Origin of the sequence: Allopusillimonas ginsengisoli (assembly GCF_004153455.1) — a bacterium.
In the GTDB taxonomy this organism is placed as follows: Bacteria; Pseudomonadota; Gammaproteobacteria; order Burkholderiales; family Burkholderiaceae_B; genus Allopusillimonas; species Allopusillimonas ginsengisoli.
In genome coordinates this window covers 163,282-181,541 of sequence record NZ_SDQE01000003.1, presented here as the reverse complement: position 1 = coordinate 181,541, position 18,260 = coordinate 163,282, and the positions used below count along the sequence as shown (strand labels likewise).

21 protein-coding genes are annotated in these 18,260 nt (G+C 58.8%); 20 read left to right on the top strand and 1 reads right to left on the bottom strand.

Features of this window, described 5'->3' with window-relative positions:
- Positions 1-12: 12 nt before the first annotated feature.
- The 20 genes from ERE07_RS08930 to rarD all read left to right on the top strand — a co-directional run bounded on the left by ERE07_RS08930 (position 13) and on the right by rarD (position 17,273).
- A complete protein-coding gene (locus tag ERE07_RS08930) occupies positions 13-552 on the top strand; it encodes a YceD family protein (RefSeq protein ID WP_245153579.1) in 540 nt (179 codons plus the stop codon).
- A gap of 64 nt (positions 553-616) precedes the next feature.
- Positions 617-799, top strand: a complete 183-nt coding sequence (gene rpmF / locus ERE07_RS08925; RefSeq protein ID WP_130008471.1) for a 50S ribosomal protein L32 — start codon at positions 617-619, stop codon at positions 797-799.
- 47 nt (positions 800-846) lie between these two features.
- A complete protein-coding gene (gene plsX / locus ERE07_RS08920) occupies positions 847-1,932 on the top strand; it encodes a phosphate acyltransferase PlsX (RefSeq protein ID WP_130008470.1) in 1,086 nt (361 codons plus the stop codon).
- 20 nt (positions 1,933-1,952) lie between these two features.
- Positions 1,953-2,927, top strand: coding sequence for a beta-ketoacyl-ACP synthase III (locus ERE07_RS08915; RefSeq protein WP_130008469.1), 975 nt, complete (start codon positions 1,953-1,955; stop codon positions 2,925-2,927).
- Between the two features lie 64 nt (positions 2,928-2,991).
- The gene (gene fabD / locus ERE07_RS08910; RefSeq protein WP_130008468.1) at positions 2,992-3,924 is read left to right on the top strand and encodes an ACP S-malonyltransferase; all 933 of its coding nucleotides are present in this window, start codon (positions 2,992-2,994) and stop codon (positions 3,922-3,924) included.
- An 11-nt stretch (positions 3,925-3,935) separates the two neighbouring features.
- Positions 3,936-4,679: a 3-oxoacyl-ACP reductase FabG gene (gene fabG / locus ERE07_RS08905; RefSeq protein WP_130008467.1), complete on the top strand. Its 744-nt coding sequence runs from the start codon at positions 3,936-3,938 to the stop codon at positions 4,677-4,679.
- Positions 4,680-4,863: 184 nt separating this feature from the next.
- Positions 4,864-5,103, top strand: a complete 240-nt coding sequence (gene acpP, locus ERE07_RS08900; RefSeq protein WP_003800961.1) for an acyl carrier protein — start codon at positions 4,864-4,866, stop codon at positions 5,101-5,103.
- A 153-nt stretch (positions 5,104-5,256) separates the two neighbouring features.
- Positions 5,257-6,486 (top strand): beta-ketoacyl-ACP synthase II, encoded by a 1,230-nt coding sequence (gene fabF / locus ERE07_RS08895; RefSeq protein WP_130008466.1) that lies wholly within the window; start codon positions 5,257-5,259, stop codon positions 6,484-6,486.
- Complete coding sequence (locus ERE07_RS08890) at positions 6,470-6,970, top strand: hypothetical protein (RefSeq protein ID WP_130008465.1); 501 nt, start codon at positions 6,470-6,472, stop codon at positions 6,968-6,970. Before fabF ends, ERE07_RS08890 begins: the two co-directional genes overlap by 17 nt.
- Positions 6,967-7,566 (top strand): RNA polymerase sigma factor RpoE, encoded by a 600-nt coding sequence (gene rpoE / locus ERE07_RS08885; RefSeq protein WP_130008464.1) that lies wholly within the window; start codon positions 6,967-6,969, stop codon positions 7,564-7,566. Before ERE07_RS08890 ends, rpoE begins: the two co-directional genes overlap by 4 nt.
- Before the next feature lie 10 nt (positions 7,567-7,576).
- Positions 7,577-8,065 carry a sigma-E factor negative regulatory protein gene (locus ERE07_RS08880; protein WP_130008463.1) on the top strand — a complete coding sequence of 163 codons (489 nt, stop codon included), beginning with the start codon at positions 7,577-7,579 and terminating at the stop codon, positions 8,063-8,065.
- A gap of 5 nt (positions 8,066-8,070) precedes the next feature.
- Positions 8,071-9,114 (top strand): MucB/RseB C-terminal domain-containing protein, encoded by a 1,044-nt coding sequence (locus ERE07_RS08875; RefSeq protein WP_245153577.1) that lies wholly within the window; start codon positions 8,071-8,073, stop codon positions 9,112-9,114.
- A 25-nt stretch (positions 9,115-9,139) separates the two neighbouring features.
- Positions 9,140-10,627: a DegQ family serine endoprotease gene (locus ERE07_RS08870; RefSeq protein WP_130008462.1), complete on the top strand. Its 1,488-nt coding sequence runs from the start codon at positions 9,140-9,142 to the stop codon at positions 10,625-10,627.
- Between the two features lie 113 nt (positions 10,628-10,740).
- Positions 10,741-12,534 carry a translation elongation factor 4 gene (gene lepA / locus ERE07_RS08865; protein WP_130008461.1) on the top strand — a complete coding sequence of 598 codons (1,794 nt, stop codon included), beginning with the start codon at positions 10,741-10,743 and terminating at the stop codon, positions 12,532-12,534.
- Between the two features lie 27 nt (positions 12,535-12,561).
- Positions 12,562-13,449, top strand: a complete 888-nt coding sequence (gene lepB, locus ERE07_RS08860; RefSeq protein ID WP_130008460.1) for a signal peptidase I — start codon at positions 12,562-12,564, stop codon at positions 13,447-13,449.
- Positions 13,449-14,207, top strand: a complete 759-nt coding sequence (gene rnc, locus ERE07_RS08855) for a ribonuclease III (RefSeq protein WP_130008459.1) — start codon at positions 13,449-13,451, stop codon at positions 14,205-14,207. The genes lepB and rnc overlap by 1 nt, the downstream gene beginning before the upstream one ends.
- 1 nt (position 14,208) lies before the next feature.
- Complete coding sequence (gene era / locus ERE07_RS08850) at positions 14,209-15,096, top strand: GTPase Era (protein WP_130008458.1); 888 nt, start codon at positions 14,209-14,211, stop codon at positions 15,094-15,096.
- Positions 15,089-15,673, top strand: a complete 585-nt coding sequence (gene recO, locus ERE07_RS08845; protein ID WP_130008457.1) for a DNA repair protein RecO — start codon at positions 15,089-15,091, stop codon at positions 15,671-15,673. Before era ends, recO begins: the two co-directional genes overlap by 8 nt.
- Positions 15,670-16,359: a PIN domain-containing protein gene (locus ERE07_RS08840; protein WP_245153575.1), complete on the top strand. Its 690-nt coding sequence runs from the start codon at positions 15,670-15,672 to the stop codon at positions 16,357-16,359. Before recO ends, ERE07_RS08840 begins: the two co-directional genes overlap by 4 nt.
- Entirely contained in the window at positions 16,356-17,273 is a 918-nt protein-coding gene (rarD, locus tag ERE07_RS08835) for an EamA family transporter RarD (RefSeq protein WP_130008455.1), read from the top strand. The genes ERE07_RS08840 and rarD overlap by 4 nt, the downstream gene beginning before the upstream one ends.
- Before the next feature lie 137 nt (positions 17,274-17,410).
- Here rarD and ERE07_RS08830 read toward each other — a convergent pair whose 3' ends face one another.
- A complete protein-coding gene (locus tag ERE07_RS08830) occupies positions 17,411-18,115 on the bottom strand; it encodes a Bax inhibitor-1/YccA family protein (protein WP_130008454.1) in 705 nt (234 codons plus the stop codon).
- Between the last annotated feature and the right edge of the window lie 145 nt (positions 18,116-18,260).

Sequence of the window (18,260 nt, the reverse complement as noted above, 5' to 3'; positions counted from 1 at the left end):
AAGCACGGTAAGGTGGCTTTATTCATGCAGCAGGGTGGCACGCAATACATCGATAGCTTCGGGCTGGTTCGCTCTGGGTCTGATGTGCAGGGCGAGACGCCGATTGTTCGCTTTGAGCGCCTTGTTGGCGACCTGCCCGCGCAACAGGATAACGCCATGGTGTCGTGGTCGCTCAAGGGCGAAACCGATACGGTCGGGCGCCACTGGCTGCATGTTGGCATCAGGGCTTGTCCGGTGCTGGTCTGTCAGCGCTGCATGCAGCCCTTTGTGTATCAGGTGCAAGCCGAAAACACGCTGCAGGTAATGAAATCCGAAGCAGAGCTCGACGCCCTGGAGGCGCGCGAGGAAGACGAGGACGAAGTCACCGAGCGTATAGTTGGCACTCAGCGCATGGATGTTCTTGCCCTGGTCGAAGATGAACTCATCCTCGCCCTGCCGTATGTGCCCAAGCACGAAGTATGCCCGTCGCTGCCCGAAGCTCTCGCGGATTCCGGCAGCGATGATGCCCGGCCCTCGCCATTCGCGGTGCTGGGAAAACTGAAGAAAGATTGATTCAACGCAGCATTCAACTTGCGGATCGTCGCGTAAAATACGCCATCCGCTTACAGGAGTAATCATGGCCGTTCAGCAAAACAAGAAAAGCCCGTCCAAGCGTGGCATGCACCGTTCGCACGATTTCATCACGGCGCCTGCCACCGCGATCGAACCCACTTCGGGCGAGCTTCATCTTCGTCACCACATCAGCCCCAACGGCATCTATCGCGGCCGTAAAGTCATCAAGACCAAAAACGACGAATAATCGGCCGTTTTGCACGCACACTGCAAAAGCCACAGTTTGCGCACCTGATGTCCGCAACTGAAATTCGCATCGCCATCGATTGCATGGGCGGCGACATAGGCCTGCCGGTCACTATTCCGGCTGCCTATCAATTCGCCTTGCAAAACCCTGATACGCGCTTCCTGCTCGCGGGCCAGCCTGCCGCCATCGAAGACGCCCTCAAAGGGGTGGGCAGGCAACTGCCTCGCGACTGGTACGAAATTCTTCCTGCCTCCGAAATCATCCTGATGGATGACTCCGTCGAGGTGGCGCTGCGTCGGAAAAAAGACTCGTCCATGCGTGTCGCAGCTCAGGCTGTCAAGGATGGTCGGGCCGATGCCTGCATTTCCGCGGGTAATACCGGCGCGTGGATGGCCATTTCGCGTTATGTGCTCAAAACGCTGGATGGCATAGACCGTCCGGCGATTGCAACGTCCATTCCCAATGTCAAGGGCGGGGCGACCACCATGCTGGACCTGGGCGCCAACGTCGATTGCTCTGCAGAACATCTGCTTCAGTTTGCCATCATGGGGTCGGCGCTGGCGTCCACCGTCGATCATCGCGAGCATCCCACCATTGGGCTGCTCAATATCGGTGAAGAGGTCATCAAGGGCAACGAAGTGGTCAAACAGGCCGCGGAGCTGTTGCGCGGCAGCGCCCTGAACTTCTACGGCAATGTCGAAGGCGACGACATCTGCAAGGGTACTGTCGACGTCATTGTCTGCGACGGTTTCGTGGGCAATGTCGTGCTCAAGTCGATCGAAGGTGTCGCCAAGATGATCGCCACCATGATGCGAGCCGAGTTCACGCGCGACGCCTGGTCGCTGGCAACGGGCGCACTTGCCAAGCCGGCGCTCAATCGTCTGCGCGACCGGGTCGACAATCGACGCTACAATGGCGCTGCCTTGCTGGGCTTGCGCGGCATAGTCATAAAAAGCCACGGCTCGGCCGACGCCTATGCGTTTGGCTGGGCACTGCAGCGCGCGCGCGGGGCAGTGCACAACGGTTTGCTCGAAGGCACGACCAAGGCCATCGACAGCCTGCGCCTGAGCCTTCAGGAAGCGGCAGCCAAGGCAGCCGCCCCCACCAACGAATCTTCTGATCCTGGGCTTTAGCCAGGTACCTGGATAGCACCATGCCTTATGCCAAGATAATCGGGTCGGGTGGCTACCTGCCTCCTCGCATAGTAAGCAATGACGATTTGGCCGCAGACCTTGCGACGCGGCAAATAGAAACTTCCGATACCTGGATTGTGGAGCGCACGGGCATCCGCCAGCGCCATATTGCCGATCCCGGCATGACCACCAGCCAACTGGCCACCAGGGCGGCGCAGGCTGCCCTCGAGAACGCAGGCATCGATGCGGCACAGGTCGACCTCATCATTGTTGCCACCTCCACGCCGGATTTCGTCTTCCCCAGCACCGCTTGCCTTGTGCAGGATCAACTGGGCGCATCAGGCGGGGCAGCCTTTGACGTGCAGGCCGTATGCAGCGGCTTCGTCTATGCGCTGTCCACGGCCGATGCCTTTATTCAGGCCGGAAGGGCGAATACGGCATTGGTCATTGGCGCCGAAGTCTTTTCCAGGATTCTCGACTGGAACGATCGAAGCACCTGCGTGCTCTTTGGCGATGGCGCGGGTGCGGTGGTATTGAGCGCCCAAGACCAGCCGGGCATTTTGGGCGCAAAGCTTCACGCCGACGGTAGTCAGTCCAGGATATTGTGCGCCGCAGGCAATGTTGCGCATGGCAAGGTCGTGGGCGATCCCTTCCTGCGCATGGATGGCCAGGCCGTGTTCAAGCTGGCCGTCACATCGCTCGCCAGATCGGCTCACGAGGTCTGTGATCAGGCCGGCGTCGACTTTACACACATCGACTGGCTGGTGCCGCATCAGGCCAACGTGCGTATCATCAACTTTCTTGGGCGTCGTCTGGGTATCTCCGAAGACAAAGTGGTCATTACCGTTGACCAGCATGCCAACACCTCGGCTGCCAGCGTACCGCTGGCGCTGGATGTTGCACGACGCGACGGCCGCATCAAATCTGGCGATCTGGTGCTGATGCAAGGCGTTGGCGGCGGCTTTACCTGGGGTTCCGTACTGTCACGCATGTAGCGTCAGCCGTCGAACCGCCGGCCGACTGGCTGGTTTCCTTCAACCTCTATATTGCCCTTAATTCATGAAAATCGCTTTTGTTTTCCCTGGACAGGGTTCGCAATCGGTCGGCATGCTGGATGCCTGGGCTGGCAACACGGCCGTGGCCGACACGCTGGTCCAAGCCTCACAAGCGCTGGAGCAGGATCTTGGCACCTTGATCGCGCAGGGGCCTGCCGACGATCTGAATCTCACCACCAATACGCAGCCCGTCATGCTGACCGCAGCGGTGGGCGTTTACCGGGCATGGTTGCAGGCTGGCGGCAGGCGGCCAGACATCGTTGCCGGACATAGCCTGGGCGAGTATTCCGCCTTGGTGGCTGCCGGTGCCTTGTCGCTCGAAGACGCCGTACGCATTGTGCGCATCAGGGCGGATGCCATGCAGGCGGCGGTGCCGGTTGGCACGGGTGGCATGGCCGCCATTCTCGGCCTGTCCGACGACGCGGTCAGAGACGTCTGTGCGCGGGCTGCGCAGGGCGAAATTGTCGAGGCCGTCAATTTCAATGCGCCGGCGCAGGTCGTGATTGCAGGACACAAGGGTGCTGTTGAACGCGCCTGCGATCTGGCGCGCGAGCAAGGCGCCAAGCGCGCGCTCGTACTGCCCGTGTCTGCGCCATTTCATTCCAGCCTGCTCAAGCCGGCGGCCGAAGTATTGCAGCGCGCCTTGGCGCAAATGGCCATCGGTGCGCCCGCCATGCCTTTGATCAACAATGTGGATGTGGCCAGCCCGCAGGATCCAGCGGCCATCCGCGATGCGCTGGTCCGTCAGGCGTGGCATCCGGTGCGCTGGGTGGAAACTTTGCATGCCATGAAGGCTCAAGGGGTTACCCATGTGGTCGAATGCGGCCCTGGCAAGGTGCTGGCGGGGCTGACCAAACGCATTGACCGCGATCTGGTCGGCTTGGCCATCACCGATCCTGCATCCTTGCAGGCGGCTTTGGATACCCTGAAGGACTGAAGGAGGACTGAATGCAAAATACACAACAACTGGAAGGCAAGATCGCGCTGGTTACCGGTGCGACGCGCGGCATCGGCAAGGCGATTGCCCTCGAGCTGGCTGCGCAAGGCGCGCGCGTCGTGGGCACGGCGACGTCCGAATCCGGTGCGCAGGCCATTTCCGACATGCTGTCAGCCTCGGGCGGCCGGGGCGTGGTCTTGAACGTTACCGACGCGGCGGGGTGTGATCAGCTCGTTGCCGAATTGTCTGCCGAGGGCGGGCCTCACATCCTGGTCAACAACGCCGGCATCACCAGAGATAACCTGGCCATGCGTCTCAAGGATGACGATTGGCAGGCGGTCATCGATACCAATCTTTCCTCGGTGTTCAGGCTTGCCAAGGCGGTGACCAGGCCGATGATGAAAGCGCGGGCCGGCCGCATCATCAACATTACTTCGGTGATCGGCTCCATCGGCAATGCAGGCCAGGCCAATTATGCCGCTGCCAAGGCCGGTGTAGCAGGATTGTCGCGCGCGCTGGCGCGCGAGCTGGGCAGCCGTGGCATTACCGTCAACTGTGTGGCGCCTGGCTTTATCGATACCGACATGACACGTGCGCTCAACGACGGGCAAACGTCGGCTATTCTGTCGCAAATTCCGCTGGGCCGCCTGGGCGATGTCCAGGATGTGGCGGCTGCCGTCGCCTTTCTGGCCGGACCGCAGGCAGGCTACATTACGGGTACGACCCTGCACGTGAATGGCGGAATGTACATGTAATTCACCGAACTTTGCCCTCCTGTAGGGTAAAATCTGTTCGGTTTAGAGGTGTTCCTGTTGGGGATGCGCGCCTGCCCATTGCAGGCTTTCTCAAACAGGTAATGCCATTTTTTATCATGGCCAGCACCAATAAATTTTTCGTTTGGCTATAATTCGCGGGAATTTTCCCCACTTGGAGATCTGCATGGAAAGCATCGAACAGCGCGTCAAGAAGATCGTCGCTGAACAACTTGGCGTTAACGAAGCCGAGATCAAGAACGAATCTTCCTTCCTTGACGACCTCGGTGCCGATTCGCTCGATATGGTCGAGCTCGTGATGGCACTCGAAGACGAATTCGAAACCGAGATTCCGGACGAAGAGGCCGAAAAAATCACGACGGTTCAGCAAGCTGTTGATTACATCAACTCGCACAGCAAGCAGTAAAATCAACTTTCCGGTCGACGCGCGGGTAATACGCTGCGTCGTCCCAAGGCGGTTTCTAGGGAATAGTCCCGCTGTCCTGCCCGGGCTGCCGTTGCCTTGGCTGGGTGGTGCGCTTGTTCACTTCAAACCGCCTTTTTCATTCAGGAGTCATCCGTGAAACGACGTGTCGTCATTACCGGCCTGGGTATTGTGTCGCCGGTCGGCAACGATCTGGACAGCGCATGGGACAATATCGTCAACGGGCGTTCGGGTATCGGCAGCATCACTCGCTTTGATGCGTCCGCGCTTAGTGCCCGTATAGCGGGTGAGGTCAAGGGTTTCGATGTCACACAGTACATCTCCGCCAAAGAGGCCAAGCAGATGGATACCTTTATCCATTACGGCCTGGCGGCGGGCGTGCAGGCCTGGCGCGATTCGGGGTTGGAAATCACCGACGCCAACGCAGACCGCCATGGCGTCATCCTGGGGTCTGGCATAGGCGGGCTGCCACGCATCGAAGAAACCCAGACCGAATACCTGGAGCGTGGTGCGCGCCGTATTTCGCCGTTCTTCGTTCCTGCCTCGCTCATCAATCTCATTTCCGGCCAGCTGTCCATTCAACTGGGCCTGAAAGGCCCCAGCTACGCGGTGGTGTCCGCCTGCACGACGGGCCTGCATTCCATCGGCGACGCCGCTCGGCTCATTGAGTATGGCGACGCCGATGTCATGATTGCAGGGGGGGCCGAATCAACCGTGTCGCCGCTCGGCATTGGGGGCTTTGCCGCCATGCGCGCCCTGTCTACCCGCAACGACGACCCTACCACTGCCTCGCGTCCCTGGGATCGCGACCGCGATGGATTCGTGCTCGGAGAAGGCGCGGGCGCGCTGGTGCTCGAAGAGTACGAACATGCGCGCAAGCGCGGCGCCCGCATCTATGGCGAGTTCGTGGGCTATGGCATGAGCTCCGACGCTCACCACATCACCTCCCCTGATCGCGACGGCCCCCGGCGCGGCATGGTCAATGCATTGCGCAGCGGCGGCATCAACCCCGACGAAGTGCAATACATCAACGCACACGGCACATCCACGCCGCTGGGCGACAAGAACGAAACCGAAGCCCTCAAGCTGGCTTTCGGCGACCACGCCAAGAAGCTCGTCGTCAACTCGACCAAGTCCATGACCGGGCATTTGCTGGGCGCTGCGGGCGGCATCGAGGCGGTGTTCACCACATTGGCTGTGTACAACCAGGTTTCGCCGCCCACCATCAACATCTTCAATCAGGATCCTGAGTGCGACCTTGACTACTGCGCCAACGAAGCGCGCGACATCAAGATCGACGTTGCGCTTTCCAATTCCTTTGGGTTCGGCGGCACCAACGGTTCCATGATTGTCCGGAGGATTTAGGCTGGGGCCCCGCCTGGTGCATCCGGCTGCATCCGCGGCGCGTGGTCCGGCCATGCCGGGCGACGCCACAGCTCAAGGCACGGCGCGCGCAGCGCCCGTCTCGCCTTACCGGCGCCCACGGGCGCAATTCGCGCGGGCCATTCCTCGGTACCGCTGGGAGATCCGGCACACCCGTCTCCTGGCTTTTTTGCGAATGCTGGGACGCAAACCTTTCCCGTTTGCGGGTATATTGTCCCTGCACGAGTCTGGCTTCTGGGAGCTTGACCCGGGCCAGCGGGGCGTGTTGCGTCTTGCACACGCCTGGCTTGCGCCGGCCTGGGTGACGCTCAGATTCCAGAGGGCGGACCCAGACGCGCCGGCGGCACACTGTGATCTGTCGATCTGGAAATCCAGTCTGTCCGGGCCAGACTGGCGGCAATTGCGGTTGCAGGTGGCCAGGCAGGCTGCCATGCCCGAGCGTGCCCTGAACAAGGAAAAAGCATGAGTGAACGCGACGTCGATGCTGAACTTGTCGCCCGCGTGCAACGCGGCGACAAGCGCGCCTTCGACCTGCTCGTTCTCAAATACCAGCGCAAAATAATGCGTCTGCTGGCACGCATGATACGTGACCCCGCCGACATCGAAGACGTGGCCCAGGAGGCCTTTATCAAGGCCTATCGCGCACTGCCGCAGTTTCGCGGAGACAGCGCTTTTTATACCTGGTTGTATCGTATTGCCATCAATACGGCGCGCAATTGGCAGTCCGCCAGCATGCGCCGCCCGATCACGCTAAATGCAATCGAAACCGAGGACGGTGAAACTTTTAGCCAAATTGACAACCTAACTGACAATAGCACCCCGGAATCGATGGTGGCCAGCCGCGAAATCGTTGAAACCGTCAACGCGGCCATGAATACCTTACCGGAAGAATTGCGAACTGCTATTGTGTTGCGTGAGATCGAAGGTATGAGCTACGAAGACATCGCTCAAAGTATGGGCTGCCCGATAGGCACGGTCCGCTCCCGGATTTTCCGGGCTCGCGAGGCTATCGCCGCGCAACTGCGCCCCGTGCTGGGCAATGAGTCTGAACGTCGCTGGTAAGGAGCCACGAATGCAAGTCGCCGATCAATCAATACATGACCAGGAGCAAGCCTCCTGGGAGGCGTCCGTCTCAACATGGATAGACGGAGAAGGCGAGATACGCCCAGAAGAGCTGGATACCCCCTACGGCCGGCAAGTATGGGATACCTATCATCTTATCGGCGATACGCTGCGCAATCCCGATCTTGCCATCAAGCCGACCGATTTTTTCTACGCCCGGATATCCAAGGCCATTGATGCCGAACCGCATATCGTTGCGCCTCGCCTTGGCCGCCATAGCCATTTGCGCATGGGCCTGTCCGGCCTGGCGGTGGCGGCGGCCGTTGCCTCGGTGGTATGGGTGGCCCTGCCGTATTTCACTGAAGACGAAGGCTTGGGCGGTGTTCAGGTCATGGCGAACGCCAGCGAAGATGCCAGCCTGGGCGATTATCTCGAGGCGCATCGCGAAATCGTTGGCGCAAGCCCCGTCAGGCGCGCCTCTTTCGAGGTGTCTCGGTAATGCCCATGGATTGCAGTGCAGTCACATGCCATGGCGTCATGGCGCACCGAAAAGGTTTTGGGCAGTTCTCGCGTCTGTTGCTGCTGATGGCTGTCTGTGTTGCGGCTGCGCCTGCGTTGGCCGCAAATCCTGCACCAGATGCCTCCGAGGCCGGCATGGCGATACTGCACAAGCTGCAGGTGGCCGCCCGTACCCTCGATTACTCTGGCATATACACCTATCAGCAGGGTGCCGCCATGCAATCCTCGCGCATCGTGCACATCGTCGATGGCACGGGCGAGCGCGAGCGCATCGAATTGCTCGACGGCGACCCGCGCGAATTCATCCGCCACAACGATGTCACCCAGTGCCTGATCCCCGAAAAAAAGGTGGTGATCCTCGAACACAAGCGCGGCGATCGCTTTCCCGGGTTGATCCTGGGAGAAGGGCGGCAAATCCCAGACTACTACGACATCAAGCTGGGGCAGGCAGGCTATCGCATCGCCGGCCGCGAGTGCGTCATGCTGGAGCTTGTGCCGCGCGACGAGCATCGCTATGGCTATCGCCTGTGCTCCGATACCACCACGCACCTGCTGCTTAAAGCGCAGGTTATCGGGCCGGGCGGCGTCGTAGACCAGATTTCATTCAACAGTCTGGAAATCGGGTCCCAGGTCACCCCGGACGGCCTGAATTCCAGTTGGAATACCAAAGGCTGGAAGGTCATCGAGTCATCCATGAAGCCGGTGGATCTGGCCCAGGATGGCTGGCGCATCCCCTTTCCACCGGGCTATGAGCCAGTCATGCAAGTAACCCGCACCATGAAGCGGGGCAAGCAAGTCAATCAGCTGGTGCTCACAGATGGCCTGGCCGCGGTGTCCGTCTTTATCGAATCCCATGGGTCGGGCAAAAGCCCTCCCTTCCTCAACGAAGCCGTCAGCACAGGCGCCATGAATATATTCCGGACGCGGATAGGCGATCACTGGCTGACCACTTTGGGCGAGGTCCCCGCGCAAACATTGCGCGAGATTGCCGAGCGTACGCAGTATGTACCGCTGGCGCCGCAACAATAGAAAATCATTCACCAGGAGCTTCAAGATGCTTTCAGCTCAGTTAAAAAGTACAAAATTCAAGCGATTGCTGGCTTGCGCTTCGGCCAGCCTGCTCGTTGCCTGCACGACCGTAGGCGCTGTGGCCAGCGCTGACACGGCGCCGGCGCCTGCCTTGTCTGTCCCTGATTTCACACAAGTTGTCGCCAAAACCGAAAGCTCGGTCGTGAACATCCGGACAACCGAGGCGGTTCCCGTACGTCCACGCGTAGGCGGGCCCAACGGCACCGACCCCTACGATATGTTCCGCTGGTTCTTTGGGCCGGATTTCATGCCGCCGGGCATGGCGCCGAATTCGCGCCAGCGCAATGCTCCCGAACCTGAAGAGCGCACCGTGCCGCGCGGCGTCGGGTCGGGGTTTATTATTTCGGATGACGGTTACATCATCACCAATAATCACGTTGTCGCCAAGTCCAACGGCATTTTCGTCACCCTCACCGATGGCAAGGAATACAAGGCCAAGGTCATCGGCACAGACACGCGTACCGATATCGCCTTGATCAAGATCGATGCCAAGAACCTCACGCCCCTGCCCATCGGAGATTCAAAAAACCTCAAGAAAGGGCAATGGGTGCTGGCCATCGGGTCGCCATTTGGCCTGGATTCCACAGTAACCTCTGGCATCGTGAGTGCGATCAACCGGGATACGGGTGACTATCTGCCGTTCATCCAGACCGACGTTGCCGTCAATCCCGGCAACTCCGGCGGTCCGCTTATTGATCTGGCCGGACGCGTGGTGGGGGTCAATTCCCAGATCATTTCCCAGAGCGGCGGTTTCATGGGCATCTCGCTGGCCATTCCCATCGACGAAGCCATGCATGTTGTGACGCAGCTTAAAGACCATGGCAAGGTGACGCGCGGACGCATTGGCGTACAGATTGGTCCCGTCTCCGAGGAAGTGGCCAAGGCAATTGGTCTGGATAGCGACAAGGGCGCCATGGTCAGCAACGTCGAAGCAGGAGGCCCCGCGGCCAAGGCTGGCATACGGCCGGGTGATGTCATCACCAAGTTCGACGGGAAGGACATCAATCACATGACGGATCTTCCGCGAATTGTCGGTGCTACCAAGCCGGATACCAACGTGGCGATGGAAGTCTGGCGCAAGGGCAAAACCGAATCTCTGCGCGTGAAGGTAGGGGAAATGGCTTCCACTTCCGAAACCGAGCAGGCCTCCGCTGCGGAGCCACCCAAGCAGACAGCGGCCGATGCGCTGGGTCTGAAGGTCGAGGCGGTTGATCCTGCTGCCACAGCCAAGCTGGGTATCGAGGGCGGCGTCCAGATTGCGGAGGCAACAGGCCCTGCGGCGGATGCGGGCCTGGCGCCTGGGGATATTATCATTACGATTAACGACAAGGACATTAAAAATCCGGAGCAATATGCCAAGGTCGTTTCTGGACTGAGTACATCCCGCGCTGCAGCATTGCTGGTCGTGCGTGACAATCAGTCCCAGTGGATTACGATAACGCCGAAAAAATAATCCGCAGAAACAGCTAAAATGGCACAAAGCAGAAGGGAGCGCCCTCGAGCGCTCCCTTTTTTGTTGTTGCATCCCAGCATTTTTTTTCATTTTCGGGGTTTTTCGCCGCTTTTATGGATCATATCCGCAACTTTTCCATTATTGCCCATATCGACCATGGCAAGTCAACGCTTGCTGACCGCCTGATACAGCGTTGCGGGGGGCTGGCGGATCGCGAGATGTCCGTGCAAGTGCTTGATTCGATGGATATTGAGCGTGAACGGGGCATTACCATCAAGGCCCAGACGGCGTCCCTGAGCTACAAGGCCCAGAACGGACAGGTGTATGCGCTCAATCTGATCGACACCCCGGGTCACGTGGACTTCTCCTACGAGGTCAGCCGTTCCTTGTCAGCATGCGAAGGCGCGCTGCTGGTGGTTGACGCCTCGCAAGGGGTAGAGGCCCAGACCGTTGCCAATTGCTATACAGCGATCGAGCTTGGGGTTGAGGTGCTGCCCGTGCTGAACAAAATGGATCTGCCCTCCGCAGAGCCGGAGAATGCGCGCGCCGAAATCGAGGATGTCATTGGCATTGAAGCATCAGAGGCCGTTTTGTGCAGCGCCAAGACAGGTGTCGGCATCGACGAAATCCTCGAGCAGATTATTGCCAAGGTTCCTCCTCCCAAGGGAGACCCTCAGGCGCCCTTGCAGGGGCTGATCATTGATTCGTGGTTTGATAACTACGTCGGGGTGGTCATGCTGGTGCGCATTGTCAACGGCGTGCTCAAGCCCAAGGATAAAATTCTGCTGATGGCGGCAGGGGTCACGCATCTTTGCGAGCAGATCGGCGTGTTTACGCCCAAATCGCTGCCGCGCACCGAGTTGTCCGCTGGGCAGGTTGGGTTTGTCATTGCTGGCATCAAGGAGCTCGAGCACGCCAAGGTTGGCGACACCATCACCTTGGCTGGCCGCGCGGCGGCACAGCCGCTTCCGGGCTTCAAAGAGGTCAAGCCTCAGGTGTTTGCCGGGCTTTATCCGGTCGAGAGCAGTGAATACGACCAACTGCGCGATTCCCTCGAAAAGCTCAAGCTTAATGATTCGGCCCTGATGTTCGAGCCGGAAATCTCCCAGGCACTGGGCTTTGGCTTTCGCTGCGGATTCCTGGGCTTGCTGCACATGGAAATCGTGCAGGAGCGGTTGGAGCGCGAGTTTGACATGGATATCATCACCACGGCGCCTTCCGTGGTGTATGAGGTGGCCCAGCGCGATGGCAGCATCGACATGATAGACAGCCCATCGCGCATGCCCGAAGTGGGCAACATCGTCGAAATTCGCGAACCCATCGTGACCGTTACACTTTTCATGCCCCAGGAATACGTAGGGCCGGTCATGACGCTGTGCATGGCCAAGCGCGGCGTGCAACTGAACATGAGCTACCACGGTCGCCAGGTGCACCTCACCTATGAAATTCCGTTGGCGGAAATCGTGCTCGATTTCTTCGACAAGCTCAAATCCGTGTCGCGTGGCTATGCGTCCATGGATTATGAATTCAAGGAGTACCGTGCCGCCGATGTGGTGCGTGTCGACCTGCTGATCAACGGCGACCGCGTCGATGCCTTGTCCATGATTGTGCATCGCGCCAACGCCCGCTATCGCGGCCGCGAAGTGGTGACCAAGATGCGCAGCCTCATCCCCCGGCAGATGTTCGATATCGCCATCCAGGCTGCCATCGGCGCAGAAGTCGTGGCCCGCGAAAACGTCAAGGCCCTGCGCAAGAACGTGCTGGCCAAGTGCTATGGTGGCGATATTTCACGCAAGAAGAAGCTCCTCGAAAAGCAAAAGGCGGGCAAGAAGCGCATGAAACAGGTAGGCAACGTCGAGATTCCTCAGGAAGCCTTCCTCGCCATATTGCAAGTCGAGGACAAATAATTTGATCAACAACAAGGTGTCGCTGGTATGAGCTGGGATTTTGCCCTGATTCTGTTCGTGTTGCTGGTGATTACCGGCATCGTGTGGTGTCTCGATTTCTTCTGGCTGAGATCCCGGCGGCGTGCGCGGGGCGCTGCGGCCATGGCAGCCGCCGAAACGTCCGTGCTTGGATTGAATCAAGATGACGCCGAGCGTATCCGCCAGGACGCCTATGCGCAGGCCAGCAAGACGCCTTGGTGGGTCGAGTACTGTGTCAGCTTTTTTCCGGTGATCCTCTTTGTCTTTCTGTTGCGGTCTTTCGTGGTCGAGCCTTTCCGCATCCCCTCCGGCTCCATGCTTCCTACGCTCAAAGACGGCGATCTCATACTGGTCAACAAGTTTCAGTATGGCATACGCCTGCCGGTCATTGACAAGAAAATCATCGATATCGGCACCCCCGGACGTGGCGACGTCATGGTGTTTCGCTATCCGGTGGATCCGAACGTCGACTACATCAAGCGCGTGGTCGGCTTGCCGGGCGATGTTGTACAGTATCGGAACAAGGTGTTGTCCGTGAACGGGCATGAAATTGCCCATGTACGCGACGGTGATTATTTCGAGCCTGACCGGTCGGCCTATGTGGGGCGCTATACGGAGCAACTGGGCGATGTGTCGCACCGGATCCTGCTCAACAAGCAGGCACCGCAGGACTACATGCCTATCTCCGACTACCCCTTTCGAAAGAATTGTGAGTACCTTGCAAACGGGGTACGCTGTACCGTACCGGTCGGCCACTATTTCATGATGGGCGATAACCGCGACAACAGTCTGGACAGTCGATATTGGGGGTTTGTGCCAGACGAAAACATTGTCGGCAGGGCTTTTTTCATCTGGATGAATTTCAGCGAGCCCAGCCGCATAGGCGGGTTCCAGTAATGGTCAAACATGACTCTCTTCAGGTTGCACTGGGCTATACGTTCAGCGATGGTGCCCTGCTGGAGCAGGCGCTGACGCACCGTAGCCACAGCGCGCGCCACAACGAGCGGCTCGAGTTCCTCGGGGATTCGGTGCTCAACTTTGTGGTGGCTGCCTTGCTGTATGCGCGTTTTCCCAAGATCGACGAAGGCGATCTCTCGCGGCTGCGAGCCAACCTGGTCAAGCAGGCATCGCTGGCGGATATTGCCGGCCGCCTGGATTTGTCGCAATACTTGCGGTTGGGAGAGGGAGAACTTAAAAGTGGCGGTTTCCGTCGGCCTTCCATTCTTGCGGATACGGTCGAAGCCATTTTTGGGGCCATTTTTCTGGACGGCGGGTTTGATGCGGCGCAAAAAGTGATTGCCGGCCAATATAATCCCATTCTGGTCAATGTCGATCCCAAGACGCTAGGAAAAGATCCCAAGACTTTGCTTCAGGAGTTGCTGCAGGGGCGAAAACTGGATCTTCCCGTGTATACGGTGCTCGCCACCCATGGCGCAGCGCATAGTCAAACCTTCGAGGTCGAGTGCCGGGTGCCCAAGCTGGATATCTGTGTGACGGCCGGCGGCGCCAGTCGGCGGGCGGCGGAGCAGTCGGCGGCGCAGCAGGCCATCGCTGCCATCAAGACGCTGGCGCCGGCCAAGGGCGGGCGTACTTCTCGTTCGCGTAAATCCGCACAGCTTACCCTCCCGGTAGCCGTTGCCCAGGAGAACAAGTGATATGACAGACGCTTTTCGCTGTGGTTTCGTGGCTGTCATTGGCCGTCCCAATGTCGGTAAATCCACCTTGGTCAATGCCTTGATCGGCAGCAAGATCTCTATCGTTTCGCGCAAGGCGCAAACTACACGTCACCGTATTCACGGTGTCCTGACACGCGATCAAGAGCAGTTCGTCTTCGTCGACACACCGGGGTTCCAAACCCGTCATGGCGGCGCGATGAACCGGATGATGAATCGTGTAGTGACGCAGGCGCTGGCTGACGTGGATGTTGTCGTACATGTCGTGGAGGCGGGCAAATGGTCTGCTGGCGACGCGCAACTGCTGCCCTTGCTGCCGTCGCCCGAAAAAACCATTCTTGTGGTCAACAAGGTTGATACGCTCAAGAACAAGAATGAGATGTTTGCCTATGTTGGCAAGATTATGTCCCAGTATGCTTACGCGGCCGTCGTGCCCGTGAGTGCGTTGCGCGGCGTGCAACTCGAGAACCTCCTGACAGAAATCGGTTCGCGTCTGCCAGAGGGTGAAGCCATGTTCGAAGCCGATACACTGACCGATCGGCCCATGCGCTTTATCGTGGCGGAAATTATCCGCGAGAAGATTTTTCGACTGGTCGGCGACGAGCTCCCCTATGGATGCACCGTTGTCATTGAGCAGTGGGATGAAAATGAAACCGGTGTGCGGGTTTCCGCCTGCGTTGTCATTGAACGGGAATCCCACAAACCCATACTGTTGGGCACGGGCGGGGCGCACATGAAACGTATCGCAACCGAGGCACGTCAGGATATGGTCAAGCTGCTGGAAAAGCCTGTTTTCCTGGACGTCTATATCAAGGTGCGCAAGGGCTGGTCCGACCGCGAGAGTGCCCTGCGCGAATTGGGATATGAGTAAACGCGCATTGCGCGTACAGGATGCAGAAGGGTATTTGCTGCATGCTGTCGCGTGGCGCGAAACATCCCTGCTGATTCAGGTGTTCACACGCGAGTACGGCAATGTCGCCCTGGTTGCCAAGGGCGCCAAGCGGCCGCATTCGATACTCAGACCTGTTTTGTCAGCATTCCAGCCGCTGTTGCTTTCCTGGACAGGCGTGGGCGAGGTCAAGACCCTGACCCGGGCCGAATGCGCTGGCATCAGGCCACTGGCAGGCAGAGCCTATATGTCGGCCTGGTATATGAACGAGCTCCTGCTGCGCTTGCTGCCACGAGAAGATGAGCATCCCGTGGTCTACGAGGCATATGACGCCGCACTTGGGCGGCTGGCTGGCGATTTGCCTGCCGCCAGCGCTTTGCGGCGGTTCGAATGGGTATTGCTCAACGAAACCGGCTACAGTCTTGGCGATGAGACACCGGACTTTGACGATCCACAGCTCGAGCCAGCCCTGCGCCTATCACTGCGCGAACGCCTCAACGAATTGCTGCAGCGACCATTGCAGACCCGCAAGGTATTGATGGAGCTACAAAAGTATTGAAACCGATACCCCACGTTATTGTTCTGGACACTTGCGTTCTGCTGCCCAACGTGTTGCGTCAGGGGTTGTTGCACCTTGCCCGGTTGGGCTGCTTTACGCCTGTGTGGAGCACTGTGATTGGGGACGAGTGGCGCCGAAATGCCGCACGCCTTTGGGATATTTCTGATGCAGAGGTGCTGATCCAATGGGAGGCGTTACAGCAGGCATGGCCTGCGTCTGATCTGGGCGATGTCGCAGGCTACAAAGAAGGCCTGTCGCGCAGTGATCCCAAAGACTGGCACGTGATCGCCGCCGCATCCAAAGTGAAGTCCTGTGGCCGCGGTGAAGCGAGGGTGGCCATCATCACTCGCAATGTCCGCGACTTTCACCGGGCTGAACTCTATCATTTGGGCGTGGAGCTCTTGGATCCGGATGCGTTGATGCTGCGTTGCCTCGAAAACGCTCCACAGGCCATGCGGAGGGCGCTCGACGCTTTCCCAGCGCATGCCGCCGAGCATGGCAGGGAGATTGAGCCGCTGGGCTTGATTTTGCGGCGTGAACGCTTGTTCAGACTCAACAAGCGTCTGCATGCAAACGGTTGGCTGACGGAAGAGGGGGTGAGTACGCTGCGTGCAACAACGGAGGAAGCGCCTCCTTCTTCCCAGGCAGTGTCCGTGGTGGCAGAGCAGACGGGCCAATCGTCATGAAATATGGTGTTCTGCTATCCGTCGCGTCGTCTTGCTTGTTCGCGTTGCTTTACTACTATACGACGATGCTGCAGCCGCTGAGTGGCGCGCAAGTGTTTGCCTGGCGTGTTGTGCTGGGCTTGCCTGCACTGGCGCTGATTCTCAGTCGCGCCAGAGGATGGCCTGAAGTATCGCAGATTATGACCCGTTTGCGGACGGAGCCGCGCTTGTGGTTATTGTTGCCAGCCAGTTCGGCGTTGATTGGGGTTCAGCTCTGGCTCTTTGTCTGGGCGCCCTTGCACCAGAAGGCGCTGGATGTGTCCATGGGGTATTTTTTACTGCCCATTTCCATGGTGGTGGTGGGGCGGCTACTGTACAAGGAACGACTAACACGAACACAGCACGCCGCAGTCTATGTTGCCATTCTGGGTGTTGCGCATGAACTGTTGCGCACGGGGGCCTTCTCTTGGGCTACCGCCGTGGTCATGCTGGGCTACCCGCCTTATTTTGTGCTGCGCCGCTGGATGAACATGGGCTCGCTGAGTGTTTTATGGTTCGATATGCTGTTGCTGGCTCCGGCCGCAGTGTTCATCCTGCTTTCTGTTGAAAACGGGCTTTCGGGGTTTGGCCAGTTGATAGCCTATCCGCGCCTGTTCGCCCTTGTACCCATACTGGGCCTGATCAGTTCCGTTGCGCTGGTTGCGTATCTGTCCGCCAGCCGCATGCTGCCTCTGGGGCTGTTTGGTTTGCTGGGGTATGTGGAGCCGGTGCTGCTGTTTTGGGTCGCTTACCTGTTGCTGGGCGAGGCCGTGGAGCCCAAGGCTTGGCTTACCTATGTTCCCATCTGGATATCGGTCATGCTGATTGCGGGCGAAGGCGGATATCAATGGCTCAAGGGGCACAAACACCCCCGCCCATCGCCTCCGCAAGTGTAAGCCAGGACGCTTTGCGTGGCATCCGGCCCAAACCCGCAGCGTCGTGTTGGTTTGCGAGCGTCAGAATGAAGAACAAATGCCCGGCATGCCGGGCATTTGTTTACTTCAAGCGCAGGCTGCCCAGAGGCAGCGCTGTTTTATTCGCGACTGCCGCCGAAGATTCCAAGCAACATCAGCAGGTTGGCAAAGATGTTGTAGACGTCGAGGTAGATCGCCAGGGTAGCGCTTACGTAGTTGGTTTCGCCGCCGTTGATGACGCGCTGCAGGTCGACCAGGAGCAATGCCGAGAAGATGGCAATGGCCATGACCGAGACGGTGAGCATGAGCGCCGGCAGTTGCAGGAATATATTGGCCAGCGACGCGACAATCAGGATGACGACGCCGATGAACAGGAACTTTTGCATGCCCGAGAAATCGCGCTTGCTGGTGCTGGCCACGCTGGCCATGGCGCCGAACACGACGGCGGTGCCGCCGAAAGCCATCATGATGAGTTGGGAACCGTTCGCCAGGCCAATGACATGCCCCAGCAGGCGGGAGAGCATGATGCCCATGAAAAAGGTGAACGCCAGCAGCAGCGCAACGCCCAGAGAGCTGTTCTTGTTGCGCTCGATCATGTACATGAGGCCGAAGGCGCCGATCAGGAATACGATGGCGCTGGTGCCAGGGCTTGCGCCCATGATTTGGTTGATGCCGGTGTTCAAGCCCACCAGGGCGCCCAGTACTGTCGGAACGAGGGACAGCGCCAGCAGCCAGTAGGTGTTGCGCATGACGCGGTTGCGTACGGCTTGCGACGTGGCGCCGTATTGCCCTTGCTGGGCAACGGCTTGGCGGAAATCGGTCATGATTCAATCCTTAGAAGATAAATACTTTGTGGATAAGATTAACTTACAAACAGCTGAATCCGCAAGTATTGTTGCTTGTTGGCATAGTGTGGATGCCAGACAGGCTTGTTAGGCATCGCATTGTGCAAATGGTTCCTTGCCGTGG